Source organism: Pseudomonas paraveronii (assembly GCF_963681955.1).
GTDB lineage: Bacteria > Pseudomonadota > Gammaproteobacteria > Pseudomonadales > Pseudomonadaceae > Aquipseudomonas > Aquipseudomonas paraveronii.
In genome coordinates this window covers 59837-86211 of record NZ_OY817130.1, presented here as the reverse complement: position 1 = coordinate 86211, position 26375 = coordinate 59837, and the positions used below count along the sequence as shown (strand labels likewise).

27 protein-coding genes are annotated in these 26375 nt (G+C 61.9%); 11 read left to right on the top strand and 16 right to left on the bottom strand.

Features of this window, described 5'->3' with window-relative positions; genetic code table 11:
* Positions 1–62 precede the first annotated feature (62 nt).
* The 5 genes from U5A08_RS00425 to U5A08_RS00405 all read right to left on the bottom strand — a co-directional run bounded on the left by U5A08_RS00425 (position 63) and on the right by U5A08_RS00405 (position 4779).
* The gene (locus tag U5A08_RS00425) at positions 63–2147 is read right to left on the bottom strand and encodes a diguanylate cyclase (RefSeq protein WP_321849760.1); all 2085 of its coding nucleotides are present in this window, start codon (positions 2145–2147) and stop codon (positions 63–65) included.
* On the bottom strand, positions 2144–3022 hold the full coding sequence (locus U5A08_RS00420) for an endonuclease/exonuclease/phosphatase family protein (protein WP_321849758.1): 879 nt from the start codon (positions 3020–3022) through the stop codon (positions 2144–2146). Before U5A08_RS00420 ends, U5A08_RS00425 begins: the two co-directional genes overlap by 4 nt.
* Positions 3023–3032: 10 nt before the next feature.
* A complete protein-coding gene (gene dsbA, locus U5A08_RS00415; RefSeq protein ID WP_253400296.1) occupies positions 3033–3668 on the bottom strand; it encodes a thiol:disulfide interchange protein DsbA in 636 nt (211 codons plus the stop codon).
* Between the two features lie 167 nt (positions 3669–3835).
* Positions 3836–4441: a c-type cytochrome gene (locus U5A08_RS00410; protein WP_253400295.1), complete on the bottom strand. Its 606-nt coding sequence runs from the start codon at positions 4439–4441 to the stop codon at positions 3836–3838.
* 38 nt (positions 4442–4479) lie between these two features.
* Positions 4480–4779, bottom strand: a complete 300-nt coding sequence (locus U5A08_RS00405; RefSeq protein ID WP_247399213.1) for a c-type cytochrome — start codon at positions 4777–4779, stop codon at positions 4480–4482.
* A gap of 192 nt (positions 4780–4971) precedes the next feature.
* Between U5A08_RS00405 and yihA the strand changes: the two genes are divergently transcribed.
* Positions 4972–5613: a ribosome biogenesis GTP-binding protein YihA/YsxC gene (yihA, locus tag U5A08_RS00400; protein WP_099601836.1), complete on the top strand. Its 642-nt coding sequence runs from the start codon at positions 4972–4974 to the stop codon at positions 5611–5613.
* 268 nt (positions 5614–5881) lie between these two features.
* On the opposite strand, the gene polA is transcribed toward yihA, so the two are convergent.
* The gene (gene polA, locus U5A08_RS00395) at positions 5882–8656 is read right to left on the bottom strand and encodes a DNA polymerase I (RefSeq protein ID WP_253400294.1); all 2775 of its coding nucleotides are present in this window, start codon (positions 8654–8656) and stop codon (positions 5882–5884) included.
* A gap of 74 nt (positions 8657–8730) precedes the next feature.
* Here polA and U5A08_RS00390 point away from each other — a divergent pair, with 74 nt between their 5' ends.
* Complete coding sequence (locus U5A08_RS00390; protein ID WP_253400293.1) at positions 8731–9021, top strand: DUF2782 domain-containing protein; 291 nt, start codon at positions 8731–8733, stop codon at positions 9019–9021.
* Positions 9022–9077: 56 nt separating this feature from the next.
* A complete protein-coding gene (locus U5A08_RS00385; RefSeq protein WP_321849752.1) occupies positions 9078–10031 on the top strand; it encodes a homoserine kinase in 954 nt (317 codons plus the stop codon).
* Between the two features lie 35 nt (positions 10032–10066).
* Here the strand turns inward: U5A08_RS00385 and U5A08_RS00380 are convergent, their stop codons facing one another.
* Positions 10067–10996 (bottom strand): zinc ABC transporter substrate-binding protein, encoded by a 930-nt coding sequence (locus tag U5A08_RS00380; protein WP_321849750.1) that lies wholly within the window; start codon positions 10994–10996, stop codon positions 10067–10069.
* A gap of 58 nt (positions 10997–11054) precedes the next feature.
* On the opposite strand from U5A08_RS00380, the gene zur reads away from it, so the two are divergent.
* From zur to U5A08_RS00360, 4 genes are read left to right on the top strand one after another with little or no spacing between them, the layout of a single operon-like run.
* Complete coding sequence (gene zur / locus U5A08_RS00375; RefSeq protein WP_373423786.1) at positions 11055–11537, top strand: zinc uptake transcriptional repressor Zur; 483 nt, start codon at positions 11055–11057, stop codon at positions 11535–11537.
* On the top strand, positions 11537–12322 hold the full coding sequence (gene znuC, locus U5A08_RS00370) for a zinc ABC transporter ATP-binding protein ZnuC (RefSeq protein WP_253400290.1): 786 nt from the start codon (positions 11537–11539) through the stop codon (positions 12320–12322). The genes zur and znuC overlap by 1 nt, the downstream gene beginning before the upstream one ends.
* Positions 12315–13103 carry a zinc ABC transporter permease subunit ZnuB gene (gene znuB / locus U5A08_RS00365; protein WP_017849020.1) on the top strand — a complete coding sequence of 263 codons (789 nt, stop codon included), beginning with the start codon at positions 12315–12317 and terminating at the stop codon, positions 13101–13103. The genes znuC and znuB overlap by 8 nt, the downstream gene beginning before the upstream one ends.
* 37 nt (positions 13104–13140) lie before the next feature.
* Entirely contained in the window at positions 13141–13860 is a 720-nt protein-coding gene (locus tag U5A08_RS00360) for a PA5502 family lipoprotein (RefSeq protein WP_321849748.1), read from the top strand.
* Between the two features lie 117 nt (positions 13861–13977).
* Here the strand turns inward: U5A08_RS00360 and katE are convergent, their stop codons facing one another.
* Positions 13978–16140, bottom strand: a complete 2163-nt coding sequence (gene katE, locus U5A08_RS00355) for a catalase HPII (protein WP_321849746.1) — start codon at positions 16138–16140, stop codon at positions 13978–13980.
* A gap of 243 nt (positions 16141–16383) precedes the next feature.
* Here katE and U5A08_RS00350 point away from each other — a divergent pair, with 243 nt between their 5' ends.
* From U5A08_RS00350 to U5A08_RS00340, 3 genes are read left to right on the top strand one after another with little or no spacing between them, the layout of a single operon-like run.
* Positions 16384–17391, top strand: coding sequence for a methionine ABC transporter ATP-binding protein (locus tag U5A08_RS00350; RefSeq protein ID WP_253400287.1), 1008 nt, complete (start codon positions 16384–16386; stop codon positions 17389–17391).
* On the top strand, positions 17391–18065 hold the full coding sequence (locus tag U5A08_RS00345; protein ID WP_247399170.1) for a methionine ABC transporter permease: 675 nt from the start codon (positions 17391–17393) through the stop codon (positions 18063–18065). Before U5A08_RS00350 ends, U5A08_RS00345 begins: the two co-directional genes overlap by 1 nt.
* Positions 18066–18116: 51 nt before the next feature.
* Positions 18117–18890, top strand: coding sequence for a MetQ/NlpA family ABC transporter substrate-binding protein (locus U5A08_RS00340; RefSeq protein WP_321849742.1), 774 nt, complete (start codon positions 18117–18119; stop codon positions 18888–18890).
* Positions 18891–18972: 82 nt separating this feature from the next.
* Here the strand turns inward: U5A08_RS00340 and U5A08_RS00335 are convergent, their stop codons facing one another.
* From U5A08_RS00335 to U5A08_RS00315, 5 genes are read right to left on the bottom strand one after another with little or no spacing between them, the layout of a single operon-like run.
* A complete protein-coding gene (locus U5A08_RS00335; protein ID WP_253400285.1) occupies positions 18973–19608 on the bottom strand; it encodes an SCO family protein in 636 nt (211 codons plus the stop codon).
* The gene (cyoE, locus tag U5A08_RS00330; RefSeq protein WP_321849741.1) at positions 19605–20504 is read right to left on the bottom strand and encodes a heme o synthase; all 900 of its coding nucleotides are present in this window, start codon (positions 20502–20504) and stop codon (positions 19605–19607) included. The genes U5A08_RS00335 and cyoE overlap by 4 nt, the downstream gene beginning before the upstream one ends.
* A complete protein-coding gene (locus U5A08_RS00325) occupies positions 20492–21571 on the bottom strand; it encodes a COX15/CtaA family protein (RefSeq protein ID WP_253400283.1) in 1080 nt (359 codons plus the stop codon). Before U5A08_RS00325 ends, cyoE begins: the two co-directional genes overlap by 13 nt.
* A gap of 10 nt (positions 21572–21581) precedes the next feature.
* Entirely contained in the window at positions 21582–22175 is a 594-nt protein-coding gene (locus tag U5A08_RS00320) for a PA_0111/PP_0108 family redox-active disulfide protein (protein ID WP_253400282.1), read from the bottom strand.
* On the bottom strand, positions 22141–22905 hold the full coding sequence (locus U5A08_RS00315; RefSeq protein ID WP_253400281.1) for an SURF1 family protein: 765 nt from the start codon (positions 22903–22905) through the stop codon (positions 22141–22143). The genes U5A08_RS00320 and U5A08_RS00315 overlap by 35 nt, the downstream gene beginning before the upstream one ends.
* 32 nt (positions 22906–22937) lie before the next feature.
* On the opposite strand from U5A08_RS00315, the gene U5A08_RS00310 reads away from it, so the two are divergent.
* Positions 22938–23141 carry a twin transmembrane helix small protein gene (locus U5A08_RS00310; protein WP_321849738.1) on the top strand — a complete coding sequence of 68 codons (204 nt, stop codon included), beginning with the start codon at positions 22938–22940 and terminating at the stop codon, positions 23139–23141.
* 6 nt (positions 23142–23147) lie between these two features.
* On the opposite strand, the gene U5A08_RS00305 is transcribed toward U5A08_RS00310, so the two are convergent.
* From U5A08_RS00305 to ctaD, 3 genes are all read right to left on the bottom strand, one after another.
* Positions 23148–24035, bottom strand: a complete 888-nt coding sequence (locus U5A08_RS00305) for a cytochrome c oxidase subunit 3 (RefSeq protein WP_253400280.1) — start codon at positions 24033–24035, stop codon at positions 23148–23150.
* Positions 24036–24070: 35 nt separating this feature from the next.
* Complete coding sequence (locus U5A08_RS00300; RefSeq protein ID WP_026140285.1) at positions 24071–24622, bottom strand: cytochrome c oxidase assembly protein; 552 nt, start codon at positions 24620–24622, stop codon at positions 24071–24073.
* A 114-nt stretch (positions 24623–24736) separates the two neighbouring features.
* Positions 24737–26326, bottom strand: a complete 1590-nt coding sequence (gene ctaD, locus U5A08_RS00295; RefSeq protein WP_253400279.1) for a cytochrome c oxidase subunit I — start codon at positions 26324–26326, stop codon at positions 24737–24739.
* Positions 26327–26375: the final 49 nt, after the last annotated feature.

Below are 26375 nucleotides of genomic sequence, written 5' to 3'. Positions count from 1 at the left end.
TAATGCAACAGTGTAACGTACCGCTTGTGGCCCGAACGTCAAATTACAAAATGGAACATCTTTTAGGCCGCTTGCACCCGGTTACGTCCCGCCGCCTTGGCCCGGTACAACGCCTCGTCGGCGCGCTTGAGCACCAGGTCACTGCGCTCGCCGGGCTGGAACTGTGCCACGCCCATCGACACCGTGATCGTCACCGGCTCGCCCTTGAAGTGGAACGGGCAGACTTCAATCGCCGTTCGCAACGCCTCGCCAGCGGCCAGGGCGTTCGCCAGGGATGAGTCGGGCATCAGCAACACAAACTCTTCGCCGCCGAAGCGCGCAATGAAGTCGCCGGGGCGCAAGCGCTTGCGCAGCACGCTGGCGATGATTTTCAGCACCTTGTCGCCGGCCAGATGCCCGTAGCCGTCGTTGATACGCTTGAAGTGATCCAGGTCCAGCATTGCCAGCGACAGGCTATTGCCGCGCTGATGCCAGAGGTTGACCTCATGGTCCAGGCGCTCGCTCCAGGCCGCACGGTTGGGCAAGTCGGTGAGCGGATCGATCAGGGCTTTCTGGCGCTGCACTTCCAGGTGATCGCGATACCCCTGGGCCTCCTGTTCCATATTGGCGACGCGCTCCGCGAGCCCTTTCAAACGCTCCGCCACTTCCTGCTCGCGCTGGTCACGTTGCTGCTGGTGCTGGTCCATGGTGCCAAGCAGGCCTTCAAGGTGGCTTTCCAGGACCTGCTTGAGGCTGTCCAGGTCGGCGGCGTCCTGCACACTGCTTTGCAGGCCGTCGACCTGTTCACGGATTTGCGTGTCCAGCTCCCGGGCGGCCGAGCGACTGTCGGCATAGCCTTCGCTGGCCATCTGCAGATGGCCCTGGAACGCTTCGAGGCGTTCGTTGAGCTGCTTGAGGTAAGCCTCGAACTCATGCTGGCCGCTGTCGGTGATCGCCAGCATCAGCGTGGCCAGATCGTCGAGGATCGGCAGCAGTTCGTACCAGTTCAAACCATGGGCCAGGCGTTCGCGCATGGCTTCGGCCTGGGGCCGGTGTCGCTCGGGCAGGGACAGGTCTTCCAGCAGGCCAAGTAAGGTGTCTTCAATGTGTTTGGCCACGGAGCTGTAGGACGGCTCCGGCGAATCGGGCAGGGCGTAGACCGAGTCCGCTTGCAACTCGTCCGGGTCCGGCACTTCCTGCACGGGCGGCAGTGACAGGCTGCCGATGACGGTTTGCGGCGGCGCATCGACCTGGACCGGCGGTGTTTCGATAAACGCAGCGAGTGCGCTTTCGGGGGCCGGCTCTTGCGCCTCGACCGAAGGCGCCTCGGGCTCCGCCACTTCGACCGGCTGGGCGATCGGCGCAGTTCGTGGCGCGGCTTCGACGGCAACGGAGGGGGTCACGATCTCGACCGCCTTGGCCGGCGCTACGGGTTCCGGCTGGGGCGAAGCCGAGCCTTGCGGCAACGGCGCGAACGCCCGCAGGGCCTGGGCTAATTCGTCAGGCTGCGCCGGCTCTTCGGCGACGGGCTCGGGCTCGGGCTCGGGCTCGGGCGCCGGCCTGGAGGCGGCGGGCGGCGGTAAAGATGGCGGAGCAGACGGCGGCGCGGGCTCGCCGGCCGGAGCTTCATTCGCGACATCCTTGGCGCCAAACAGGCGTTGCAGCAGGCCGGGGCCGGGGCGCGGGGTTTCGCCGTCCGGCTCCAGGTTATTCAACGCCTGCCCTTGCAGGCTGCTCAGCTCACTGAGCAACAGCGGGATCTCGCGCGCCTGACCTACGCGGCTATCCAACTGCTTGGCGAAGGTTTTCAACGGGCGGGCCACCTCGCGGGGCAGCGGCAGTTTCTGCAACTGCGCAACCAGGGCCGCGAGCGCGGTGCTCATCTGGTCAATCCGGGTTTCGCGACGCTGCTCCGAATCCAGTACGGCTTTTTCCAGGCGCGGCAACAACGCAGCGAGGGCGGCATCCATGTCGTCGGTGCGCACGGCGTCGCGCATTTCCTTCATGCATTGATCAACCGCGCGGTCGGTGCCTTCAGCGGCCAACGTACTGCGCACCAACCCTCGGCGCAGCAGGTCGAGGCGGGCAGCCCAGCGGCGTTCGAGCGTGTCTTGTTGCTCGATGATTTTGAGGTATTTCTCTTTCCAGCGCTGGGCTTCGTCGCTCATGCAAGGGGTCCGCGAGGGCCGGGGCTCAACGCGGGCAATGCATCAGCCGTGAGCGAACCCGGCAGACGAATCTCCACCGCGACCGGCAGGTGATCGGAGATGGGCTGCGCCAACACCTGCACGTTTTCAAGTGTGAGGGTCGGGCTAAGCAGGATATGGTCAAGACAGCGTTGCGGGCGCCAACTGGGGAACGTGGCTTCGACTTGCGGCGCCAGTAAGCCAAGGTCACGCAACGGGGAATTCTGCAGCAGGTCGGTGGCATGGGTGTTCATGTCCCCCATCAGCACCTGGTGCTTGTAGCCGCCAATCAACTCACGCACGTAGGCCAACTGCAGGTTGCGGGTACGCCCCCCGAGTGCCAGGTGCATCATCACCACCACCAGGGCTTCCGGGCCTTCGCCGAAACGCACGAGGATCGCGCCACGGCCCTTGGGGCCCGGCAATGGGTGATCTTCGATAGCCGATGGCTTCAGGCGGCTAAGCACGCCATTGCTGTGCTGCGCCAGGCGCCCGAGGTTGCGATTGAGTTGCTGATACCAATAGGGAAACGCGCCCAACTGGGCCAGGTGTTCCACCTGGTTGATGTAGCCCGAGCGAATGCTGCCGCCGTCAGCTTCCTGCAGGGCGACCAGGTCGAAGTCGCCCAACAGGTCGCCGATCTTCTGCAGGTTGCCGGCCCGCCCGTTGTGGGGCAGCAAGTGCTGCCAGCCACGGGTGAGGTAGTGCCGGTACTTCTCGGTACTGATGCCCACCTGGATATTGAAGCTAAGCAGGCGCAGGCGGCTGTCCGCCGGCAGGCCTGTGGATTCCAGGTGAGCTTCGTTGACCTGTGGGTCATGCAGGCCGACAACGCGTTCGGTACCCCAGCGACGCATGGCAGGCCCCTTACTTGGCCGCGCGTTCTTTGGCGATCAACTGGTCGGCCACATTGAGGGTCGCTTCAGGACCACCGGTGGTGCCCAGGTCGAAACGGTACTTGCCGTTGACGATCAGGGTCGGTACGCCTTGCACGCCATAAGCCACGGCGAGCTTCTTGGCTGCTTCGATCTGGCCCTTGATGGCGAAGGAATTGAAGGTAGCCAGGAACTTTTCCTTGTCGACACCTTGGGTCGCGACGAAGTCAGCCATGTCCTCAGGCTTGGTCAGGCGCTTGCCTTGTTTCTGGATCGCCTCGAAGACCGCGTTGTGGACCTTGTGCTCGACACCCATGGCTTCCAGGGTCAGGAACAGTTGGCCATGGGCATCCCAAGGGCCGCCGAACATGGCAGGGATGCGTTTGAAGTTCACGTCCTTGGGCAGTTTTTCAGCCCATGGGTTGATGGTTGGCTCAAAGGCGTAGCAATGCGGGCAGCCGTACCAGAACAGCTCCACCACTTCGATCTTGCCCGGCACTGACACCGGCACTGGGTTGGCCAATTCCACGTAGGTTTTACCGGCTACAAGCGGCACGTCGGCGGCTTGTGCGGTCATGCCGAAGAGGCTGGCAGTGACGAGAGCGGCGCTGAGGATCAGATTACGCATGCTTTACTCCTGGACAAATAAGGTCGCCTCACGCGACCTTTGTTGTGACAGGTCTGCGCGGGCATGAGTTCGTTAGTGTAACGGCACCGGCCACAAAAAAGGGCGGCCTAAGCCACCCTTTTTATGCTTGCATCAACGGATTAATCGAGCGTTAACGCAGCCTTCGATCAGTGCAGACCCTGAATGTATTGGGAAACCGCTTGGATGTCCTTGTTGCTCAGCTTGGCGGCAATGCTTTGCATGATTTTGCTATCGCCGTCGTTGGTGCGATTACCTTCACGGAAGTCCGTCAGCTGCTTGGCGACGTACTGCGCATGCTGGCCACCCACATGCGGGAAGCCCGCGGCGGCGAGGCCGGCGCCGTTAGGCGAGTGGCAACCGATGCAGGAAGGCATGCCTTTTTCCAGGTTGCCGCCGCGGAACAACTCTTCACCACGGGCCACTTGCTTCGGATCGGCAGCTCCCACACTGCCTTTCTGGCTGGAAAAATAGGCCGCGATATCGGCCAGGTCCTGATCGCTGAGGTTGGTCAGCAAGCCGGTCATTTCCAGGACCGTGCGCTTACCGTCCTTGATGTCGTGCATCTGCTTGGTCAGGTAACGCTCACCCTGGCCGGCCAGTTTAGGGAAGTTCGGTGCCGGGCTATTACCATCCGGTCCATGGCAAGCACCACACACGGCGGCTTTCGCCTGGCCCGCAGTAGCGTCGCCTGCAGCATGGGCAACACCAGTGATGCCCAAGGTCAACAGCAGACTCACGATCAGTTTGTTCATCAGCTAATCCAACTACGGCTAAGGGTTTAAAGAGTTATCTAACCGGGCTTACTCACCATCCACTCAATGATGGCCTGGTAATCCTCGGTACTGCAGTCCATGCACAAACCACGCGGCGGCATTGCCTTGAAACCCTGGGTCACGTGTTGCACCAGCGTGTCCATGCCTTGCGCCAGTCTGGGCGCCCAGGCTGCCTGGTCACCCCGCTTCGGGGCGTTCGGCATTTGGCCAGCATGGCAAGCCACGCAAACTCGGTTGTACACCACTTCCGGTTCCTGTGTAGCCTGAGCGCCGTAAAGCGGCATCAGGACACCGATAGCAAGCAACCATCTGGTCATACATCGACCTTTTCAGGGTTTGGGAGCGTTTTGCGTTCTAATGCGCAATAAAGGTCTATCGCTCCCGTGAACTTCGCCCTTCGCTGGGACAAAGCACACACAAAATCTGCGGCATTATATACTGGCGCTACTGAAACGGAAACGACACCGCTTGCCGCACCCTTTTTCGGCACCGCCCACATCGGAAATCTCATGCAACTCAAGAACCCCATCCTCGGCCTGTGCCAACAGTCCACCTTCATGCTCAGCGCCGCCAAAGTGGACCAATGCCCCGATGACGAGGGCTTTGAAGTCGCCTTTGCCGGCCGTTCCAACGCGGGCAAATCCAGCGCGCTGAACACCTTGACCCACGCCAGCCTGGCGCGCACCTCGAAAACCCCGGGTCGCACGCAGTTGCTCAACTTCTTCAAGCTAGACGATGATCGGCGTCTGGTCGACCTTCCAGGCTATGGTTATGCAAAAGTACCTATCCCGCTGAAGCTGCACTGGCAGCGTCACCTCGAGGCTTACCTGGGTGGCCGGGAGAGTTTGAAGGGGTTGATCCTGATGATGGACATCCGTCATCCAATGACCGACTTCGACCTGCTGATGCTCGACTGGGCGGTCGCCAGCGGCATGCCGATGCATATCCTGCTGACCAAGGCCGACAAACTGACCTATGGCGCCGCCAAGAACACGCTGCTGAAAGTGCAGGCGGAAATCCGTAAAGGTTGGGGTGACACCATCACCATCCAGCTGTTCTCGGCGCCAAAGCGCATGGGCCTGGAAGACGCCTACACCGTACTGGCCGGCTGGATGGAATTGGCCGACAAGGGCGCGGAAATCGCCGAGTAACTTTTGCGCAGGCAAAAAAAACCCCGGACTTCGTAGGGGAGGGGAAGTTCGGGGTTCAAGTTCCGGACCGCTAGGGCGGGGTCCAGATATCTGCCAACACTTAACACAACATAGGAGCATTGAAGGGCTTCACCACCCATTCAGTAAATCTGAGTGGCATTTCATGGGTTAAGTTCCGGCAGGTACAAAAACTATTTGCAATAACCGACGGCGCTTTCGGCTCTAAAGCGTTCTGCCACCACGCTCGGGGGGTGGCAGAACCACGTCATCAGTGCGCTTCGTCCCAGTTATCACCCACGCCCACTTCCACCAGCAACGGCACGTCCAGCGTCGCCGCGTGGCTCATGTGCTGGCGAATCTCGTCGCGCACTTGGTCGACCAGATCCTCGCGAACCTCCAGCACCAGTTCATCGTGTACCTGCAGGATGACTTTGGCGTCCAGGCCCGACGCGGTCAGCCAATTATCCACCGCGACCATGGCTTTCTTGATGATATCCGCCGCCGTGCCTTGCATCGGCGCGTTGATTGCCGTGCGCTCGGCACCTTTGCGCAGCGCCGGGTTCTTCGCATTGATATCCGGCAGGTACAGGCGCCGACCGAAGATCGTCTCGACATAACCCTGCTCGGCCGCCTGGGCGCGGGTGCGCTCCATATAGGCCAGCACGCCCGGATAACGGGCGAAGTAGCGGTCGATATAGGCCTGGGACTGTTTACGATCGACACCGATCTGCTTGGCCAGGCCAAACGCGCTCATGCCGTAGATCAGGCCGAAGTTGATCGCCTTGGCGCTGCGACGCTGGTCGGTAGTGACCGCGCCCAGCTCCACGCCAAATACTTCGGCGGCGGTGGCCTTGTGTACGTCCAGGTCATTGCGGAAGGCGTGCAGCAAGCCTTCGTCCTTGGCCAGGTGCGCCATGATCCGCAGCTCGATCTGCGAGTAGTCCGCCGCCAACAGCTTGTAGCCTTTAGGCGCGACGAACGCCTGACGAATCCGCCGACCTTCAGCAGTGCGGATCGGAATGTTCTGCAGGTTCGGATCACTCGACGACAAGCGCCCCGTGGCCGCCACCGCCTGGTGATACGACGTATGGATGCGCCCGGTGCGCGGGTTGATCTGCTCAGGCAAGCGGTCGGTGTAGGTGCTTTTCAGCTTGCTCATGGAGCGGTACTGCATCAGCACCTTGGGCAGCGGGAAATCCTGCTCGGCCAGTTCGGCGAGCACCGCTTCGGCGGTCGACGCCTGGCCCTTGGCGGTCTTGCTCAGGATCGGGTGGCCAAGTTTTTCGTAGAGGATCGCGCCCAATTGCTTGGGCGAGCCGAGGTTGAATTCCTCACCGGCGATGGCAAATGCCTCACGCTCCAGTTCGACCATCTTCTCGCCCAGCTCGACGCTCTGCACGCCGAGCAACTTGGCGTCCACCAGCGCGCCCTGGCGCTCGATACGCGCCAGCACCGGCACCAGTGGCATCTCGATATCGGTCAGCACGCTGACTAGGCTGGGGATCGCCGTGAGTTTTTCGAACAAGGTCTGATGCAGGCGCAGGGTGACGTCGGCATCTTCAGCCGCGTAAGGCCCGGCCTGTTCGAGGGAGATCTGGTCAAAGGTCAGCTGTTTAGCGCCTTTACCGGCAATATCCTGAAAGCTCACGGTGGTGTGACCCAGGTATTTCTGCGCCAGGCTGTCCATGTCATGCCGCGTGGCCGTGGAGTCGAGGACGTAGGATTCGAGCATGGTGTCGTAGGCAATGCCCTGCACCGTGATGCCACAATTCTGATCACCGCCGATGGCACAGTTGGCCAGGATATTCATGTCGAACTTGGCGTGCTGGCCGACCTTGAGCTTGCTCGGGTCTTCGAGGATCGGCTTGAGCGCGCGCAGGACCGTGTCGCGGTCCAATTGCTCCGGCACACCCATGTAGGAATGGGTCAGCGGGATGTAGGCCGCTTCATAGGGCTGAACCGCGAACGACAACCCAACCAATTGCGCCTGCTGCGCATCGATGCCGGTGGTCTCGGTGTCGAAGGCGAACAGCTTGGCGTCGCCGAGCTTCTTCATCCACACCTCGAAACGCGCCTGATCGAGGATGGTTTCGTACTTGAGCTCGGTATTCACGACCGGCGCATTGTCGATGACCGGAGCAGCCACCTCCAGCCCGGTGCGCTTGGCGTCGCGCTGCACTTCGTCAAACCAGCTTTTGAACTCCAGGAGGGTATACAGCTCCAGGAGTTTTTCACGATCCGGCTCGATCAGGTGCAGATCGTCCAGGCCAACATCGAGCGGTACGTCGATCTTGATCGTCGCCAACTGATAGGAGAGAAACGCCATCTCCTTATGCTCTTGCAACTTGGCCGGCAGCGTCTTGGCCCCACGGATAGGCAGGGTCGGCACAATATCCAACTGCTCATAAAGCTCTTTCAGGCCGCCATTGACGCCCACCAGCAAGCCGGAAGCGGTCTTCGGACCAATGCCCGGAACGCCTGGGATGTTGTCGGACGAATCGCCCATCAACGCCAGATAGTCGATGATCTGCTCCGGAGCGACGCCAAATTTCTCCTTTACGCCCTCCACGTCCATGGCGCTACCGGTCATGGTGTTGACCAAGGTAATGTGCCCGTCGACCAACTGTGCCATGTCCTTGTCACCGGTAGAGATCACTACCGGGCGGTCTGCGGCCGCGCTGCTGCGGGCCAGGGTGCCGATCACGTCATCGGCCTCGACGCCTTCGACGCACAACAGCGGGAAGCCCAGGGCGATCACGCTCTGGTGCAGGGGCTCGATCTGCAGGCGCATGTCGTCGGGCATGCTTGGGCGGTTGGCCTTGTATTCGGCGTACATTTCGTCGCGAAAGGTCCCACCCTTGGCATCGAACACGACCGCGAACGGGCTGTCCGGGTACTGCTTGCGCAGGCTTTTGAGCATGTTCAACACGCCCTTGACCGCACCGGTCGGCAGGCCTTTGGAGGTGGTCAGCGGTGGCAGCGCGTGGAAGGCGCGGTACAGATAAGAAGAACCGTCCACCAGGACGAGGGGCGCTTGGCTCATGAGCAGGATCAACCTTTTCGGCGGGTCAGGCGCTAGAATAGCCGGACCACAGACAACAAAGGGACAAGGTTATCATGCGCTCATTCAATCGCCTGCTGTTGACCGGCTTGTTTGCATTCGCTCCGATGGTTGCCATGGCGGCCGACAGTGCGCCTTCGGGTGATCCGGAAGTTACCATTCGCACAGAGGGCGACAAAACCATTCAGGAGTACCGTCAAAACGGTTTCCTGTACGCAATCAAGGTGACCAAGAAAGGCTTCCCACCGTATTTCCTGGTGCGCGCGGACGGAACCGATGCGAATTTCATCCGCTCTGACCAACCGGATATGCTGATCCCGTCATGGAAGATCTTCGAATGGAAATGATTTCTTAACTTCAATTGGCGCCGCACACCGCGGCGCCCGTACTGGCAGTTTTAACCATGTCTGTGTTCACCCCCCTGGCTCGGCCCGAGCTGGAAACCTTTCTTGCCCCTTATGGGCTCGGCCGCCTGCTTGATTTCCAGGGGATCGCCGCGGGAAGCGAAAACACCAATTTCTTCATCAGCCTGGAACAGGGCGAGTTCGTCCTGACCCTGGTTGAGCGCGGCCCGGTGCAGGAAATGCCGTTCTTCATCGAACTGCTCGACGTGCTCCACGACGCCGATTTGCCGGTGCCTTACGCGCTGCGCACCACCGACGGCGTGGCCCTGCGCGAATTGGCCGGCAAACCGGCGCTGCTGCAACCGCGCCTGGCCGGCAAGCACATCAAGGACGCCAACGCCCAGCACTGTGCGCAAGTCGGCGAGTTGCTTGGCCATCTGCACCTGGCGACCCAGGGCGACAAGGTGCTGGAGCGCAAGACCGATCGCGGGCTGGACTGGATGCTCAGCGAAGGCGCGCAGTTGATTTCGCACCTGGACGCAGCGCAGCAACGCCTGCTGCAGGACGCGCTGGATGAGATCGAGGCCCACAAGGCGCAGATCCTCGCCCTGCCGCGCGCGAATATTCACGCGGACCTGTTTCGCGACAACGCGATGTTCGAAGGCACGCACCTGACGGGCTTGATCGACTTTTACAACGCCTGCTCAGGCCCGATGCTGTACGACGTAGCGATCGCCCTGAATGACTGGTGCTCGGATGCCGATGGCGTGCTCGACGGCCAGCGCGCCCGTGCGCTACTGGGTGCTTACGCAGGGTTGCGACCGTTCACCGCGAAGGAAGCCGAGTTGTGGCCGACGATGTTGCGCGTGGCGAGCGTGCGGTTCTGGTTGTCACGCCTGATCGCGGCGGAGTCGTTTGCCGGACAGGATGTGTTGATTCATGACCCTGCGGAGTTCGAGCATCGGCTGGCGCAGCGCCAGCAGGTCGCGATCCAACTGCCGTTCGCGCTCTAAAATATGGGAGGGAGCTTGCTCCCGCCCCTGGTCTTTCAGAGCGACTCCAGGCACCCCGCCAAGTCATTGCCCAGCTTGTCCAGCACCTGCTCGTAACCCTGGGCCGTCGCCGGGGTGTACCCGCCCAGCGCATCCAGCTCCGCCAATTTCACCGGCAAACCGGCGACCAGCGTTTCTGCCAGGCGCGGACGCAGCGGCGGTTCACTGAACACACACGTCTTGCCGACTTCCTGCAAGCGCGTGCGCATCGCCGCCACATGCTGGGCGCCGGGCTGCACTTCGGCGGCCACGCTGAACACACCGGCGTGCTTGAGGCCGTAGGCGTCTTCGAAGTAATCAAAAGCTTCGTGAAACACAAAGTAGGGTTTGTCCTGGATGCCAGCCATCCGCGCTTTCAGGCGTGCGTCCAATGCATCCAGTCGGCCCAGGAACGCCTTCACGTTGTGCTGGTAACGCTCGGCATTGGCCGGGTCTGCGGCGCTGAGGTCGGCGCCCATGCGTGTGGCAATCACCCGAGCGTTGAGCGTCGACAACCACAAATGCGCATCCAGACTGCCTGGGCGATGATCGTGGTCATGTTCGTCGGCATCGTCGGCATGGGAATGGCTATCTTCGGCGAAACGGCGGAGTTTCATGCCCGGAAGATCCTGCACGGCCACCGTCGGCAGGCTACGCCCCTTGAGGACGCGCGGCAGGAAGCCTTCCATGTCCGGTCCGATCCAATACAACAGATCCACCGACTGCACACGCCGCACGTCGGATGGGCGCAACGCATAGTTATGCGGCGACGCACCCGGTGGCAACAACACCTCGGGAACCGCCACCCCGTCCTGCACAGCGGCGGCAATCAACTGCAGCGGCTTGATGCTGGTCAGCACCTTGACCTGCGCCTGAGCGGCACCCGCGGTGAGCAAACTGGCGACAAATACGACAAAAACGGGAAAAAGTCGGGACACGATGACCACTCAATGGCGTAGGAACGGGTAACATAATAACGTCTCTATCAAATATCTGCCGCCGCTCATGCCTATAACACCGCTCGCCAGCCGTCCCCACGACCACTCTCACTGCGTGCATACCGCGCTGTCGGAGGCCGACACCCTGTGCACACGGCAGGGGCTGCGCCTGACCGCCCTGCGCCGGCGCGTGCTGGAACTGGTCTGGCAGAGCCACAAACCGCTGGGCGCCTACGACATTCTCGGCGTGCTCAGCGAACAGGACGGTCGCCGCGCCGCACCGCCTACCGTGTACCGCGCGCTGGATTTCCTGCTGGACAACGGCCTGGTCCACCGCATCGCTTCGCTCAATGCCTTCGTCGGCTGCAACCACCCGGAACACGCGCACCAAGGCCAGTTCCTGATCTGCCGCACGTGCCACGCCGCCATCGAGCTTGAGCAAAAAAGCATCAGCGACGCCATCATCCAGAGCGCCGCCGACGTCGGCTTCAAGGTTGAAGGGCAAACCGTCGAAGTCGTCGGGCTCTGCGCCGGTTGCCAGGGGGCTTGATGAGCAACGCGTTAATCCGCCTGGAGCAGGTCGGGGTCACGTTCGCCGGGCAAAACGTGCTGGATAACATCCAGTTGAGCGTCGAACCGGGGCAGATCGTCACCCTGATCGGCCCCAATGGCGCTGGCAAGACCACCCTGGTGCGCGCCGTGCTCGGCTTGCTCAAGCCCGACACCGGCAGTGTGTGGCGCAAGCCCAAACTGCGTGTCGGCTATATGCCGCAAAAACTCTTCGTGGACCCGACGCTGCCCTTGTCCGTGCTGCGCTTCCTGCGCCTGGTGCCAGGTGTGGACCGCGCCCGCGCGCAAGCCGCGCTCAAGGAAGTCGGTGCCGAACAGGTCATCGACAGCCCAGTGCAAAGCATCTCCGGCGGTGAAATGCAGCGCGTATTGCTGGCCCGCGCCCTGTTGCGCGAGCCGGAACTGCTGGTGCTCGACGAACCGGTGCAGGGGGTCGACGTCGCCGGCCAGGCCGAGCTGTACAGCTTGATCACCCGCCTGCGCGACCGCCTTGGCTGCGGCGTGCTGATGGTCTCCCACGACCTGCACCTGGTGATGAGCACCACCGACCAGGTGGTGTGCCTCAACCGCCACGTGTGCTGCTCCGGCCACCCGGAGCAAGTCAGCGGCGACCCGGCGTTCGTCGAGCTGTTCGGCAAGAACGCGCAGAGCCTGGCGATTTATCACCACCATCACGACCACGCCCATGACCTGCATGGCGCCGTGGTCGATGATCCCGCTACGCCCCACACTCACGTTCATGGAGATAGCTGCAAGCATGGCTGATTTTCTGCTCTACGCCCTGCTGGCAGGCTTGGCTCTGGCGCTGGTGGCGGGCCCACTGGGCTCGTTCGTGGTCTGGCGGCGCATGGCCTATTTCGGCGACACCTTGTCCCACGCCGCACTGCTGGGCGTGGCCCTGGGCTTCCTGCTGGATGTAAGCCCGGCCATCGCCGTGACGGTCGGCTGCCTGCTGCTGGCGGTGCTGCTGGTGACCCTGCAACAGCGCCAGCCGCTGGCCTCCGACACGCTACTGGGCATCCTGGCGCCCAGCACCCTGTCCCTGGGCTTGGTGGTGCTGAGCTTTATGCATGAAGTACGCATCGACCTGATGGCTTACCTGTTCGGCGACCTGCTGGCGATCAGCCCCACGGACCTTGCGTGGATTCTCGGCGGCAGCGCCGCCGTGCTGGTGCTGCTGGTGACGCTGTGGCGCCCGCTGCTGGCGATCACCGTGCATGAAGAACTGGCCACGGTGGAAGGCTTGCCCGTGCCCGCCCTGCGCATGACCTTGATGTTGTTGATCGCCGTGGTGATCGCTGTCGCGATGAAGATTGTCGGCGTATTGTTGATCACGTCACTGCTGATCATTCCCGCAGCCGCTGCCCAGCGCCACGCCCGTTCGCCGGAGCAGATGGCGATCGGCGCCAGCGTGCTGGGGATGCTGGCCGTGTGTGGGGGCCTGGCGCTGTCCTGGTTCAAGGACACGCCGGCAGGGCCGTCGATTGTGGTCACGGCGGCCGCCCTGTTTCTGCTGAGTTTTGTCCTGCCTCGTCGAGGGGTGTAGACTTGCTCGCTTTTTGCGCAAATAGAGAGTCGCAGGAATGAAGCCGTTCACCTCCCGTTATCTGCTCCTTGCCGCATTTTCCCTGCTGCTGGGCGCCTGTCAAAGTACCCCGCCCGCCGCCCCCGAGGCCCAGGACGCACGCGCTGTCGCCATCGCACAGTTGGAGCAAAACCTGGCCAGCAGCGAGCTGGCCACCGCCGAAGACCAACTGACCGCGCTGCAAGCCCAGTCGCCCAACGATCCGGCGCTCGAGGCTTACCAACGCCAACTGGCCGAAGCCTACCTGCAACGCAGTCAAATCGTGTTGCAAAAAGGTGATGTCAACGCCGCCGCTACCGCCCTCAGCCGCGCCCGTGCATTGATGCCCAAGGCTCCGGCGCTGACCGGTGGAGTCAACAGCGCCATCACCCATGCGCGCAAAGCCGAGCTGGACAAAGCCGAGGCCGCCCTCAAGGCCGCCGAAACCAAACCCGTCGCCAAGGTCATCGACCCGGCTGCGCAAAGCACCACCGTGGCGCTGAACCTCACCGACATCGAAGAACTGCGCCATCAGCTGGATGCCATCGCCACCGACGTGGTGAATTACCAGTGCGATGTGACCATCCAGGCACCGCGCACCCAGGATTACCCATGGCTGGCGACCTTGCTGAGCAAACGGGTCAAGCGCATTGATGCGGGGTACGACCTGAAGATTCACCGGCAGATTCTGAAGACTATTCCGGCGCAGGTTGTGCTGATTCCGCGCAGGGCTGAGTAACGCCATCGGGGGCAAGCCCCCTCCCACATTTTGAACGGTGAATACATTCAAAGTGTGGGAGGGGCGGTGCGACGATTCGACTTGCCCCCGATGGCGATCTAACCAACAGCAGATGACTTAAGCCGGAACCGCCTTGGCCTTCAGCTCACGCTCCCAGACCCGATGCTGGGCAATCGCTTTAAAGAACGCCTTGAACGCCTTGGCATCCGCCCCCACGATCAACCCCGCATCCGCCTCGAGCTTGAGCAGGTCGAGCAAGGGCTGCGCGTCACTGGCCACGGCAATCGCCTTCAAGTGCTTGTAGGCCTCCAGCAGGTAGTGCAACGCCACGCCATCCCCACTCAACGCCTTGATCGACGCCTTACCGCCGGGTACGAACACCGCGTCGAACGCAATCGACGGCAGGCCCTCCATCGAGGCATCCACCGGCAGACTCTTGCCATCGAGCGTGGTGACCGGCGCCGAGGTCGGCCCCAGTAACTTGGCGTGTGCCCCCTCGGCCTCCAGCGCCTTCTTCAACGCGGCAATCGCCACGCCATCCACACCGTTCGCCGCCAGAATCGCCACTCTGCGCGTCTTGATATCGCCGGACAGTAAATTCGCCTGGCTCAGCGCGGGAGAGCGCTCCGGTTGGGTTTTGCGCTCTGGCACCGTGCCTTCGGTCGGCACCGGCAGCCCGAGGTTTTGCGCCACGCGCTTGGCCAGTTCCAGGTCAATGTTGGCGAGAATCTCGTTAACCTGACGCACACGGATGTACTCACGCTCCACCTTGCCCAGTTCAAAGCTGTAGGCCGCGATGATGTGTTCTTGCTCATGCAAGCTCATGCTGCGGAAAAACAGGCGCGCCTGGGAAAAGTGATCGCCGAACGACTCACTGCGCTGGCGAATCTTGTGCGCGTCGACGCGCTCCGGATAGGACTCAAACCCGCCATCCTGCGCCGCTGGCGGGGTTTCCTTCGGCCAGCCGCCATCAATCGAGTTCGGCTCGTAAGACGCGCGCCCTTTATCGAGGGTGCTGCGGTGCATGGCATCGCGCTGGTTGTTATGCAAAGGCGTCACCGGCTGGTTGATCGGCAACTGATGAAAGTTCGGGCCACCCAGTCGGCTGATCTGTGTGTCGGTGTAGGAAAACAACCGGCCTTGCAGCAACGGGTCATTGGAGAAGTCGATCCCCGGCACGATATGCCCCGGGCAGAACGCGACCTGCTCGACTTCAGCGAAGAAGTTATCCGGGTTGCGGTTCAGCACCATCTTGCCCAATGGGGTAATCGGCACCACCTCCTCGGGAATCAGTTTGGTGGGGTCGAGGATGTCGAAGTCGAACGCGTGCTCCTTCGCCTCAGGAATCACCTGCACACCCAATTCCCATTCGGGGTAATCGCCACCTTCAATTGACTCCCACAGGTCGCGGCGGTGGTAGTCGGCATCTTTACCTGCGAGCTTTTGCGCTTCGTCCCACACCAGCGAGCAGGTGCCGACCGTAGGGCGCCAGTGGAATTTGACGAAGTTGGACTGCCCCTCTGCATTCACCAGGCGAAAGGTATGTACGCCGAAGCCCTGCATGCTGCGCAGGCTTTTCGGAATGGCCCGGTCAGACATGGCCCAGATCACCGTGTGCGCCGATTCCGGCTGCAGTGAGACAAAATCCCAGAACGTATCGTGGGCCGAGCCACCAGTAGGAGTTTCGTTGTGCGGCTCGGGCTTTACCGCATGCACAAAGTCGGGAAACTTGATCGCGTCCTGAATGAAAAATACCGGCACGTTGTTGCCCACCAGGTCGAAGTTGCCTTCGTCAGTGAAGAACTTAACCGCAAAACCGCGCACGTCACGCACTGTATCGCCCGAACCACGCGGGCCCTGCACGGTGGAGAAACGCACGAACACCGGGGTCTTATGCCCTGGGTTGCGCAGGAAACCGGCCTTGGTCAGTGCCGAATGGTTCTCATAGGTCTGGAAATAGCCGTGAGCGCCCGTACCACGCGCATGCACGATGCGCTCCGGGATACGTTCATGGTCAAAGTGCGTGATTTTTTCACGCATGATGAAGTCTTCCAGCAGCGAGGGGCCACGGGCACCGACTCTCAAGGTGTTCTGGTTGTCGGAAATCTTCACGCCTTGGTTGGTACGCAGGGCCTGCCCAGTCGCGTCGGAACGGAACGCTTCCAGGGCCTGCAGCTTGGCGTTGGTGTTGCCACGGTCCAGGGTATCGGTGCCGGCAAGTTCACTCTTCGGCGGGGTGGCTGGCTTCTTGGTACTCATCAGACAAAACTCCTTATTCAAAGTGGCCAGAGCGGTCCCCGGCTCGTTTGAGCAAACCCCAGGCACGGCACCTGGGAAATCGAGTTGCTTAAGTAGTGACTGACACGAATTTGCACCGTTCCTTTTTTATGACCTTTGATCGCGTTATTGCCAAATCGCTGGTTGAAAGCGAAATAAATGCTAAGAAACGCTATACGGACAGGCTAAAATGCGCGCCCGGCTAACCGCTGATCCCTTTTCCATGCGCCCCACAAGGTTCGCTACGTGATCGAGTTTCATAACGTCCATAAAACCTACCGCGTCGCCGGTAAGGAAATCCCCGCGCTGCACCCCACCAGCCTGCGCGTCGAGAACGGCCAGGTGTTTGGGCTGATTGGCCACTCCGGCGCGGGGAAAAGTACCCTTCTGCGCCTGATCAATCGCCTCGAGCAACCCAGCGGCGGCCAGATCAACGTCGATGGCGAAGAAGTCACGGCCCTGGATGCCAACGGCCTGCGCCGTTTCCGCCAGCAGGTCGGGATGATTTTCCAGCACTTCAACCTGCTGGCCTCCAAGACCGTCGCCGACAACGTGGCGCTGCCACTGACCCTGGCCGGCGAATTGTCGCGCAAGGCCATCGACCAGCGCGTCGCCGAACTGCTGGCGCGTGTCGGTCTGTCGGACCACGCCAAAAAGTACCCGGCGCAATTGTCCGGCGGCCAGAAGCAGCGCGTCGGCATTGCCCGCGCCCTGGCGACCAAACCGAAAATCCTGCTGTGCGACGAAGCCACCAGCGCCCTCGACCCGCAGACCACCGCCTCGGTGCTGCAACTGCTGGCCGAGATCAACCGCGAGTTGAAACTCACCATCGTGCTGATCACCCACGAAATGGACGTGATCCGCCGCGTATGCGACCAGGTGGCCGTGATGGATGCCGGCATGATCGTCGAGCAAGGCTCGGTGGCCGATGTGTTCCTGCACCCCAAGCACCCGACCACCAAGCGCTTTGTCCAGGAAGCCGATCAGGTCGACGAAAGCGAGCAGCGCGATGACTTCGCCCACGTACCGGGCCGCATCGTGCGCCTGACGTTCCAGGGCGAAGCGACCTACGCGCCGTTACTGGGCACCGTCGCCCGTGAAACGGGGGTGGACTACAGCATCCTCGCCGGGCGTATCGACCGCATCAAAGACACCCCCTACGGGCAACTGACCCTCGCCGTCACCGGCGGCGACATGGAAGCAGCCTTTGCCCGCTTCACCGCCGCCGACGTCCACATGGAGGTGCTGCGCTAATGGAAGTGCTGTTGAGTTTCTTCGCCAATATCGACTGGTCCGAAATCTGGCTCGCCACCGGCGATACCATGACCATGCTGTTCGGTTCGCTGTTCTTCACCGTACTGCTCGGCTTGCCATTGGGCGTGCTGCTGTTTCTGTGCAGCCCGCGCCAGTTGTTCGAGCAAAAAGGCCTGTACGCGTTGCTGTCGCTGATTGTGAACATCCTGCGCTCGCTGCCGTTCATCATCCTGTTGATCGTGATGATCCCGTTCACCGTGCTGATCACCGGCACCTCGCTGGGTGTGGCCGGGGCGATTCCGCCGCTGGTCGTAGGGGCAACACCGTTCTTTGCGCGCCTGGTGGAAACCGCGCTGCGTGAAGTAGACCGCGGCATCATCGAAGCCACCCAGTCCATGGGCGCCAGCACGCGCCAGATCATCACCCATGCGTTATTGCCTGAGGCCCGCCCCGGCATTTTCGCGGCGATTACGGTGACGGCTATTACACTGGTGTCCTACACGGCCATGGCCGGTGTCGTCGGTGCCGGTGGCCTGGGTGACCTGGCGATCCGTTTCGGCTACCAGCGCTTCCAGACCGATGTGATGGTGGTCACCGTGGTGATGCTGTTGATCCTGGTGCAAATTCTGCAAACCGTCGGCGACAAGCTGGTGGTGCATTTTTCTCGAAAATAACGGCTATTGCCGGCCACACGCCGATAGATACCCGAACAAGGAGCTTGTTGAATGAAAAAACTACTGGTTGCTTTCGCCGCCGTTGCCGCGTTTTCCGCCCACGCCGCCGAGACCCTTACCGTCGCCGCGTCGCCGGTACCCCACGCGGAAATTCTGGAGTTCGTTAAACCTGCGCTCGCCAAAGAAGGCGTGGACTTGCAGGTCAAAGTCTTCACCGACTACGTGCAGCCCAACGTCCAAGTGGCTGAAAAGCGCCTGGACGCAAACTTCTTCCAGCACCAGCCGTACCTGGATGAGTTCAACAAAGCCAAGGGCACGCACCTGGTGAGCGTCGGCGCGGTCCACCTGGAACCCCTGGGCGCTTACTCCAGCAAACACAAGACCCTGGCCGACCTGCCTGAAGGCGCCAACGTCGTGATCCCGAACGACGCCACCAACGGCGGCCGTGCGCTGTTGCTGCTGGCCAAGCACGACCTGATCAGCCTGAAGGACCCGACCAACATCCTGTCGACCATCAAGGACATCACCGCCAACCCGAAAAAACTCAAGTTCCGCGAACTGGAAGCCGCCACCTTGCCGCGCGTGCTGACCCAGGTCGACCTGGCGCTGATCAACACCAACTACGCGCTGGAAGCCAAGCTGGACCCGTCCAAGGACGCCCTGGTCATCGAAGGCAGCGACTCGCCTTACGTGAACATCCTGGTGACCCGCGAAGACAACAAAGACTCGGACGCCGTGAAGAAGCTGGTCGCAGCCCTGCACACGCCTGAAGTGAAGACGTTCATCGAAGAGAAGTACAAAGGCGCGATCAAGCCGGCGTTCTGATCCGACTCGCTCCCCAACACACCGCAGATCAAAAAATGTGGGAGAGGGCTTGCCCCCTCCCACCTGTGTTTTGTGTTGCCTGTTACTTACGCTGCAACAGCCCCGGCAACTGCACCACCAGCTTCTGGTTGTTCAACGGCGCACGGATAAACCCACGCTGCGTCCCATCCGGGCCGATCAGCGCAAGGTTGCCGCTGTGGTCGACCGTGTAGTTCGGCTTGGTCGTGTCCGCCGGAATGAACGGGATGCTCACCGCGTTCGACACCTTCTGCACATCGTCCACATTCGCGCCGGTCAGGCCTTGGAATTGCGGGTCGAAATAGCCCAGGTATTGCTTGAGCTGAGTCGGCGTGTCGCGGTTCGGGTCGACGCTGACCAGGATCACCTGCAACTTATCCACAGCCTCTTTGGGCAACTCGCTCTTGATCTGGCGCAGTTGGGCAAGGGTGGTGGGGCAGATGTCCGGGCAGAAGGTGTAGCCGAAGAACAGCAGGCTCCACTTGCCTTTCAACTCGTTGACCAGCACCGGCTGGCCGTCCTGGTTGGTCATGGTCACTGGCGGCAATTGGCGGCTTTGCGGCAGCAGGATGATACCGGCATCGATCAAGGCGGTCGGGTCGCCCTGGCCCTTGCCCGAGAGCACTTTGTTGACGGTCAGGCCCATGATCAACGCGACAATGGCCACCAGAATGAAGACAGTTTTTTGAGTTCGAGTCATAGGTTCAACAGTAAGTAGTGGTCTACGAGCAGGGCGATAAACAGCAGGAACAAGTACCAGATAGAGTACTTGAAGGTGTTGATCGCCGCGTGCGGCTGAGCGCCACGGTACAGCACCCAGGCCCATTGCAGAAAGCGTGCGCCCAGCAGCAGCGCAGATCCGAGGTACAGCAGGCCGCTCATATGGATGACGTAAGGCATCAGGCTCACCGCCAGCAGGACGCAGGTGTAGAGCAGGATATGCACCTTGGTGTAGTGCTCGCCATGGGTGACCGGCAGCATCGGAATATCGGCCTTGGCGTATTCCTCCTTGCGGTGAATGGCCAGGGCCCAGAAGTGCGGCGGAGTCCAGGCGAAGATGATCAGCACCAGCAACAACGGCTCAGCGCTGACATGCCCGGTAACCGCAACCCAGCCCAACAGCGGCGGTGCCGCGCCGGCCAGGCCACCGATGACGATGTTCTGCGGCGTCGCACGCTTGAGAAAACCGGTGTAGATCACCGCATAACCGAGTAACGAGGCCAGCGTCAGCCACGCCGCCAGCGCGTTGGTGAACGCCAGCAGCAGCGCCAACCCTGCAACAGCCAGAAACAATGCAAAGGCCAGCGCCGCCACGGGCGACACCCGCCCCTGTGCGATCGGCCGCTTTTGCGTGCGCGCCATCAGCGTATCGATGCGCCGATCCACGACGTGGTTGACCACCGCCGCGCCACCGGCACACAGGGCGATCCCCAGGTTGCCGAAGGTCAGCACCGCCCACGGCACCCCGGCGCGGGTGGCGAGGAACATGCCCACCAGCGAGGTGATGAGCATCAGCACCACCACTTTCGGCTTGGTCAGCTCCAGGTAATCACGCCAGATCGCCTGGCCGTGACGCGCGCCGATCAAGGTCGCCATGGCATCTCTCCTTTAAGGGTGATGAGGCCCGATACGTGTTTACGCGGGCTGAAGCGCCAGCCGAACGGCAACTGGCGGCGCACCCGGACCAGGCTGGTGCGGGCGTGATAATTGACCAGTACCAGGGTCAGCAACAAGGCTGCGCCACCGGCGTTGTGACCGACCGCAACGGGTAATGGCAGATGGAAATACACGTTGCTCAGGCCCAGGCAGATTTGTGCCGCCAGGGCGATCAGCAGCAGCCCCGCGAGCCGGGTCATGCCCACGGCGCGCAGTTGCCAGGCCAGGCCCAGCAACACCAGGGTGACCAGCAGCGCGCCGACGCGGTGGGTCAGGTGGATGGCCGTGCGCGCATCGCTGTCGAGCTGGCCGCCGAGGTAATTGGGGCCGATGTGCTGGGTCAGGTGGAAGCCATTGGCAAAGTCCGCCGCCGGCCACCACTGGCCATGACAGGTGGGCAAGTCGATACAGGCCACCGCCGCGTAGTTGGAACTCACCCAGCCGCCCAGCGCAATCTGCCCGATCACCAGCACCAACCCCGCCGTCGCCCAATATTGCAGGCGCTTGGGCACGATCAACGCAGGCAGTACGCCGGACAGGCGCAGCGTCAGCAGAAACAACAGGCTCAAGGTCGCAAAGCCGCCCAACAGATGCCCGGTCACCACTTGCGGCCAGAGCTTGAGCGTCACCGTCCACATGCCGAACGCCGCCTGGGCCAACACCACCGCCAACAGGAACAGCGGCAACTTCACCGGCTGACCGGGGTCGCGCCGATGCCGCCAGGAGCGCGCCGCCAGCAGCACGATCAGCAGGCCCAGGGTGCCAGCAAAGTAACGATGGACCATCTCGCTCCAGCCTTTGTCGGCCTCCACCGGCGTGTCCGGAAAATGCAGCTCGGCGTGGGCCAGTTGGGCTTCGCTTTGCGGCACGCTGATAAAGCCGTAGCACCCCGGCCAGTCCGGGCAACCCAGGCCGGCGTGGGTCAGGCGCGTGTAGGCGCCGAGCAACACGACGATCAGCGCCAGCAAGGTGGCAAACAGCGCGAGGCGAAATCCAGGTTTGGCCATGACGATGCCCTTATCCGATGTTCGACAGTTTCAGCAGTTGGCGCAGGTCGTTGAGCAAGTCCTTGCCCTTGACCGTCGTGTCGTAGCGCAGCACCAGGTTGCCGTGGGGGTCGACGATCCACAGTTGCGCCTCGCCCGGTGCGGCGGCGGCTTTGCCGAAGGTCGTCAGGTCCAGCGGGTAGCGTTGCAATTGCGGGTATTCGGCCTTGAGCTTGGCGTCGTAATCGGCGCCGACCGGCAGCGCACTGGCCAGGGCATGACTGGCGCGGGAGGCATCGCGCCCGAGGCCGATCTGCAGTTGCCGCGCCAGGTACACCAATTGCTGGCACTCGGCGGCGCAGGCGCGGGGCGCAGTGACCAGCAACTGCCAGCGCTGTTCGTCGGCCTGCACGCCGATGTCGGCACGGGTCTGGCCGTTACCGATCAGTTCACCGTGGTAACTGCGACTGTCCGGCACCCAGAACTGCAGCTTGTACATAAACGTGGCGAGCACCATCGGGCCGATCACCATCAGCAGGATCAGGATCAGTTGCCAGCGACCCTTGCGCCGGTCGGGCGTTGCTGGCGCATCAGACATGTTGAGTGGATTCATGGCCGCTCCCATGGTGCTTCTCCTTTGCGTTGTGCCATCCGAGGTAGAGGTAAAGGCTCAGCAGCGCCAGCGCCATGGCAAACCATTGCACCGCATAGGCCAGGTGTTTTTCCGGGCCCATGGCAACGATGGGCCAGGTGGTTTCATACGTACCGGGGCCAGCTTCGGCGCGCAGCTCGTAGGCAAAACCGCTGCGGCCCAACTCGGCCCACAACGCGGCGGGATGCAGCGCGGTGAGCAGGCGCGGCCATTGCGCGGTCGCCAGGTCGGCATGCAGCTGGAAGGTTTCGCCGGGCGCGATGTACACCCAGGCGTCAAGATTCACCGGCTGCTCCGGCGTGCTGAAGACGGGCGGCGCGCGCCGATCCGGCCAGGGCAACCAGCCGCGATTGAGCAACAGCCACAGGCCGCTGGCCTGGTCGTGGAACGGTTGCAGCAGCTCGACGCCAGCCTTGCCATTACGCATGCGGTTGTCGAGCAACACGCTGTGCTCGCCGTCGAATTGGCCGCGCAGATGCACGCGACGGAAGGCCGGGTCAGCCATGTCGCCGAGTTGCGCACTGCCCACCGGCTCAGCGGCACGGCGCTCGGCATAGCTGTCCACCATCAGCTGTTTTTCATGGCCGCGTGACAGTTGCCAGAAGCCCAAGCCCACCATCAGCGGCAGCAACACGAGCACCACCAACGTCGGCGCGATACCGGGGCGAAAGCGCTGGATAGCACTGGCTATACTGAATTTCATCGCCCCTCCCCTATAAGCCCTGGAGCCAGACCATGCTCAAAGCCGCCATTGCCCTGATGCTGATCGCGACCGTCGCAAGCCTGTTCAGCGGCTTGTTCTTTTTGGTCAAGGACGAGGGCCACTCCAACCGCCTCGTCACGGCCTTGACCGTGCGTGTCGTACTGGCCGTGCTCACCGTGGCACTGATCGCCTGGGGCTTTTTCAGCGGCCAGTTGGTGTCGCATGCGCCTTGGTAGCGCGCCTCACAGCACATACACGAAGAAAAACAGGCCGATCCAGACCACATCCACAAAGTGCCAATACCAACTGGCGGCTTCGAAACCGAATTGATGCTCGGCATTGAAGTGCCCGCGCAGGATGCGCATCAGCATCACGAACAGAATGATGGTGCCGATGGTTACGTGAGCCCCGTGAAAACCCGTGAGCATGAAGAAGGTCGCGCCGTACACGCCGGAGCCCAGGGTCAGGCCCAGCTCTTTGTAAGCGTGGATGTATTCCTCGGCCTGGAACCCGAGAAAGCCCAGGCCCAGCAGCACCGTGAGCGCCAGCCAGATTTTCAGCGCGCCACGATGGCCTTTGCGCAGGGCATGGTGGGCGATGGTGATGGTCACGCTGGAACTCACCAGCAGGATGGTGTTGACCAGCGGCAGGCCCCATGGGCTGATAGTGCCTTCGGGCGCGGGAAACAGCTTGGGATCAGGGTTGTTGAGCAGCGGCCAGGCAAACTCGAAACTCGGCCACAGCATATGCGCGATGCCTTTGGAGCCTTCGCCCGCCAACCACGGCGCCGACATATGCCGCACATAAAACAGCGCGCCGAAGAACGCGATAAAGAACATCACTTCGGAAAAGATGAACCAGGTCATGCCCCAGCGAAACGAGCGGTCCATCTGCGCGCTGTACAACCCTGCGCGGCTTTCCTTGATCACCGCGCCGAACCAACCGAACAGCATGTAGGCCAGCAGCAAGCCGCCGACGAAAAAGATCCACGGCCCGTGGGATTCCGGGCGCGCAGCCTTCAGGTCGTTGAACCACACAGCCAGGCCATACACGGTGACCAGCAGGCCAACCGTTGCAATTATCGGCCATTTGCTTTGCGCCGGTACGTAGTACGTATCATGAGTCGACATGTATTCGCTCTCCTGATTGAGCGGGCAAACAGTAGCTAGCCGCCGCTATGGACAGCCACGGGCGGTTGGCGCGCGGTGATATCAAACAGCGTGTACGCCAGGGTCAAATGCTTCACATCCTTGGGCATGTCGCGATCGACAATGAAGCGCACCGGCATTTCGATGCGCTCACCGGGTTGCAGCACTTGCTGGGTGAAGCAAAAGCACTCGGTCTTGTGGAAGTACATCGCCGCTTCGGCCGGGGAAATGCTCGGGATCGCCTGGGCAGTCATCGGCTTGTCGCTGGGGTTGTAGGCCACGAAGAGCATTTCGTTGACCGCGCCGGGGTTGACCACGATCTCATCGGCCTTGGAATGGAACTCCCAGACCATGTCGATGGCATTGGTGGACAGGAACTGCACCCGCACCTGGCGCGAAGGATCGACGATCTGCTCGCCTTCATATTGCCCGGCCGTCTTGCCGTTGATGCCGAACGCCTTGCACATCACGTCGTAGATCGGCACGAGGGCAAAGCCGAAGGCGAACATCGCCAACACCAGGATCAGCAGGCGGGTGACCAGGCGCTTGAGTGGCACGGAGTCAGCCATGGCGATCACCCGACGGTGTGGGAGGGGGCTCGGCCTTACAGCCAATGAAGGTGTCGACTGACACACCGCTATCGGGAGCAAGCGCCCTCCCACAGGAGATTTGTGCAAACCGGTTCATTTGACCTCCGGCGGCGTGGTGAAGGTGTGATACGGCGCGGGCGAGGGCACGCTCCACTCCAGGCCTTCGGCGCCGTCCCACGGCTTGGCCGGCGCCAGCGGGCCGCCACGGATGCACTTGATCACGATAAACAGAAAGAAGATCTGCGTGGCGCCGAACATGAAGGCACCGATGGACGAGACCATGTTGAAGTCGGCGAACTGCAGGTTGTAATCCGGCACCCGGCGCGGCATGCCGGCCAGCCCGACGAAGTGCATCGGGAAGAACGCCATGTTCATGCCCACGAAAGACAGCCAGAAGTGCAGCTTGCCCAGGGTTTCGTCGTACATGTGGCCGGTCCATTTCGGCAGCCAGTAGTAGGCCGAGGCGAAGATGCCGAAGATCGCGCCGGGCACCAGTACGTAATGGAAGTGCGCCACCACGAAGTAGGTGTCGTGGTACTGGAAGTCCGCCGGCGCGATGGCCAGCATCAAGCCGGAGAAACCACCGATGGTGAACAGGATCACGAACGCCACCGCAAACAGCATCGGCGTCTCGAACGTCAGCGAGCCTTGCCACATGGTGCTGACCCAGTTGAACACCTTCACCCCCGTCGGGACGGCGATCAGCAGGGTGGCGTACATGAAGAACAACTCGCCCACCAGCGGAATGCCGACCACGAACATGTGGTGCGCCCACACGATGAATGACAGGAACGCGATGCTCGCCGTGGCGTAGACCATCGAGGTGTAGCCAAACAGCGGCTTGCGCGAAAAGGTCGGGATGATCGAGCTGACGGCGCCGAAGGCCGGCAGGATCATGATGTACACCTCGGGATGGCCGAAGAACCAGAACACATGCTGGAACAACACCGGGTCACCGCCGCCGGCCGCACTGAAGAAGCTGGTGCCGAAGTGGATGTCCATCAACATCATGGTCACGCAACCGGCCAGCACCGGCATCACCGCGATCAGCAGGAAGGCGGTGATCAGCCAGGTCCATACGAACAGCGGCATTTTCATCAGGGTCATGCCCGGTGCGCGCAGGTTGAGGATGGTGGCGACCACGTTGATCGCGCCCATGATCGAACTGATGCCCATCAGGTGGATGGCGAAGATGAAGAAGGTCACGCTTTCCGGGGCGTAGGTGGTGGAGAGCGGGGCGTAGAAGGTCCAGCCGAAATTCGGCCCGCCGCCCGGAGTGAACAGGGTCGAGACCAGCAGCAGGAACGCCGCCGGCAGCAGCCAGAAGCTGAAGTTGTTCATACGCGGCAGGGCCATGTCCGGCGCGCCGATCATCAGCGGGATCATCCAGTTGGCCAGGCCGACGAACGCCGGCATCACCGCGCCGAACACCATGATCAAGCCGTGCATGGTGGTCATCTGGTTGAAGAACGCCGGCTCGACGATCTGCAGGCCGGGCTGGAACAGCTCGGCGCGGATCACCATGGCGAACGAACCGCCGAGCAGGAACATGGTGAAGGCAAACCACAGGTACATCGTGCCGATGTCTTTGTGGTTGGTGGTCAGCACCCAGCGCATCAAACCCTTGGCGGGGCCGTGGGCATGGTCACTGGCGTGGCCATGGTCATCGATCACAGCGCTCATGGCCGTTCTCCTGCAAACGAGTGGGCGGGGCGGTTCAGGGCGCAGGCAA

What these genes read in the sequence shown, in the direction of transcription:
- U5A08_RS00385 (WP_321849752.1), top strand. Translation starts at nt 9,078, where the DNA reads ATGTCTGTGTTCACCCCCCTGGCTCGGCCCGAGCTGGAAACCTTTCTT.
- U5A08_RS00345 (WP_247399170.1), top strand. Translation starts at nt 17,391, where the DNA reads ATGGAAGTGCTGTTGAGTTTCTTCGCCAATATCGACTGGTCCGAAATC.
- yihA (WP_099601836.1), top strand. Translation starts at nt 4,972, where the DNA reads ATGCAACTCAAGAACCCCATCCTCGGCCTGTGCCAACAGTCCACCTTC.
- U5A08_RS00320 (WP_253400282.1), bottom strand. Translation starts at nt 22,175, where the DNA reads ATGGGAGCGGCCATGAATCCACTCAACATGTCTGATGCGCCAGCAACG.
- U5A08_RS00410 (WP_253400295.1), bottom strand. Translation starts at nt 4,441, where the DNA reads ATGAACAAACTGATCGTGAGTCTGCTGTTGACCTTGGGCATCACTGGT.
- U5A08_RS00305 (WP_253400280.1), bottom strand. Translation starts at nt 24,035, where the DNA reads ATGTCGACTCATGATACGTACTACGTACCGGCGCAAAGCAAATGGCCG.
- U5A08_RS00315 (WP_253400281.1), bottom strand. Translation starts at nt 22,905, where the DNA reads ATGAAATTCAGTATAGCCAGTGCTATCCAGCGCTTTCGCCCCGGTATC.
- dsbA (WP_253400296.1), bottom strand. Translation starts at nt 3,668, where the DNA reads ATGCGTAATCTGATCCTCAGCGCCGCTCTCGTCACTGCCAGCCTCTTC.
- zur (WP_373423786.1), top strand. Translation starts at nt 11,055, where the DNA reads ATGCCTATAACACCGCTCGCCAGCCGTCCCCACGACCACTCTCACTGC.
- ctaD (WP_253400279.1), bottom strand. Translation starts at nt 26,326, where the DNA reads ATGAGCGCTGTGATCGATGACCATGGCCACGCCAGTGACCATGCCCAC.
- znuB (WP_017849020.1), top strand. Translation starts at nt 12,315, where the DNA reads ATGGCTGATTTTCTGCTCTACGCCCTGCTGGCAGGCTTGGCTCTGGCG.
- U5A08_RS00360 (WP_321849748.1), top strand. Translation starts at nt 13,141, where the DNA reads ATGAAGCCGTTCACCTCCCGTTATCTGCTCCTTGCCGCATTTTCCCTG.
- U5A08_RS00420 (WP_321849758.1), bottom strand. Translation starts at nt 3,022, where the DNA reads ATGCGTCGCTGGGGTACCGAACGCGTTGTCGGCCTGCATGACCCACAG.
- U5A08_RS00405 (WP_247399213.1), bottom strand. Translation starts at nt 4,779, where the DNA reads ATGACCAGATGGTTGCTTGCTATCGGTGTCCTGATGCCGCTTTACGGC.
- U5A08_RS00325 (WP_253400283.1), bottom strand. Translation starts at nt 21,571, where the DNA reads ATGGCCAAACCTGGATTTCGCCTCGCGCTGTTTGCCACCTTGCTGGCG.
- U5A08_RS00340 (WP_321849742.1), top strand. Translation starts at nt 18,117, where the DNA reads ATGAAAAAACTACTGGTTGCTTTCGCCGCCGTTGCCGCGTTTTCCGCC.
- U5A08_RS00300 (WP_026140285.1), bottom strand. Translation starts at nt 24,622, where the DNA reads ATGGCTGACTCCGTGCCACTCAAGCGCCTGGTCACCCGCCTGCTGATC.
- U5A08_RS00310 (WP_321849738.1), top strand. Translation starts at nt 22,938, where the DNA reads ATGCTCAAAGCCGCCATTGCCCTGATGCTGATCGCGACCGTCGCAAGC.
- znuC (WP_253400290.1), top strand. Translation starts at nt 11,537, where the DNA reads ATGAGCAACGCGTTAATCCGCCTGGAGCAGGTCGGGGTCACGTTCGCC.
- polA (WP_253400294.1), bottom strand. Translation starts at nt 8,656, where the DNA reads ATGAGCCAAGCGCCCCTCGTCCTGGTGGACGGTTCTTCTTATCTGTAC.
- U5A08_RS00390 (WP_253400293.1), top strand. Translation starts at nt 8,731, where the DNA reads ATGCGCTCATTCAATCGCCTGCTGTTGACCGGCTTGTTTGCATTCGCT.
- U5A08_RS00335 (WP_253400285.1), bottom strand. Translation starts at nt 19,608, where the DNA reads ATGACTCGAACTCAAAAAACTGTCTTCATTCTGGTGGCCATTGTCGCG.
- cyoE (WP_321849741.1), bottom strand. Translation starts at nt 20,504, where the DNA reads ATGGCGACCTTGATCGGCGCGCGTCACGGCCAGGCGATCTGGCGTGAT.
- U5A08_RS00425 (WP_321849760.1), bottom strand. Translation starts at nt 2,147, where the DNA reads ATGAGCGACGAAGCCCAGCGCTGGAAAGAGAAATACCTCAAAATCATC.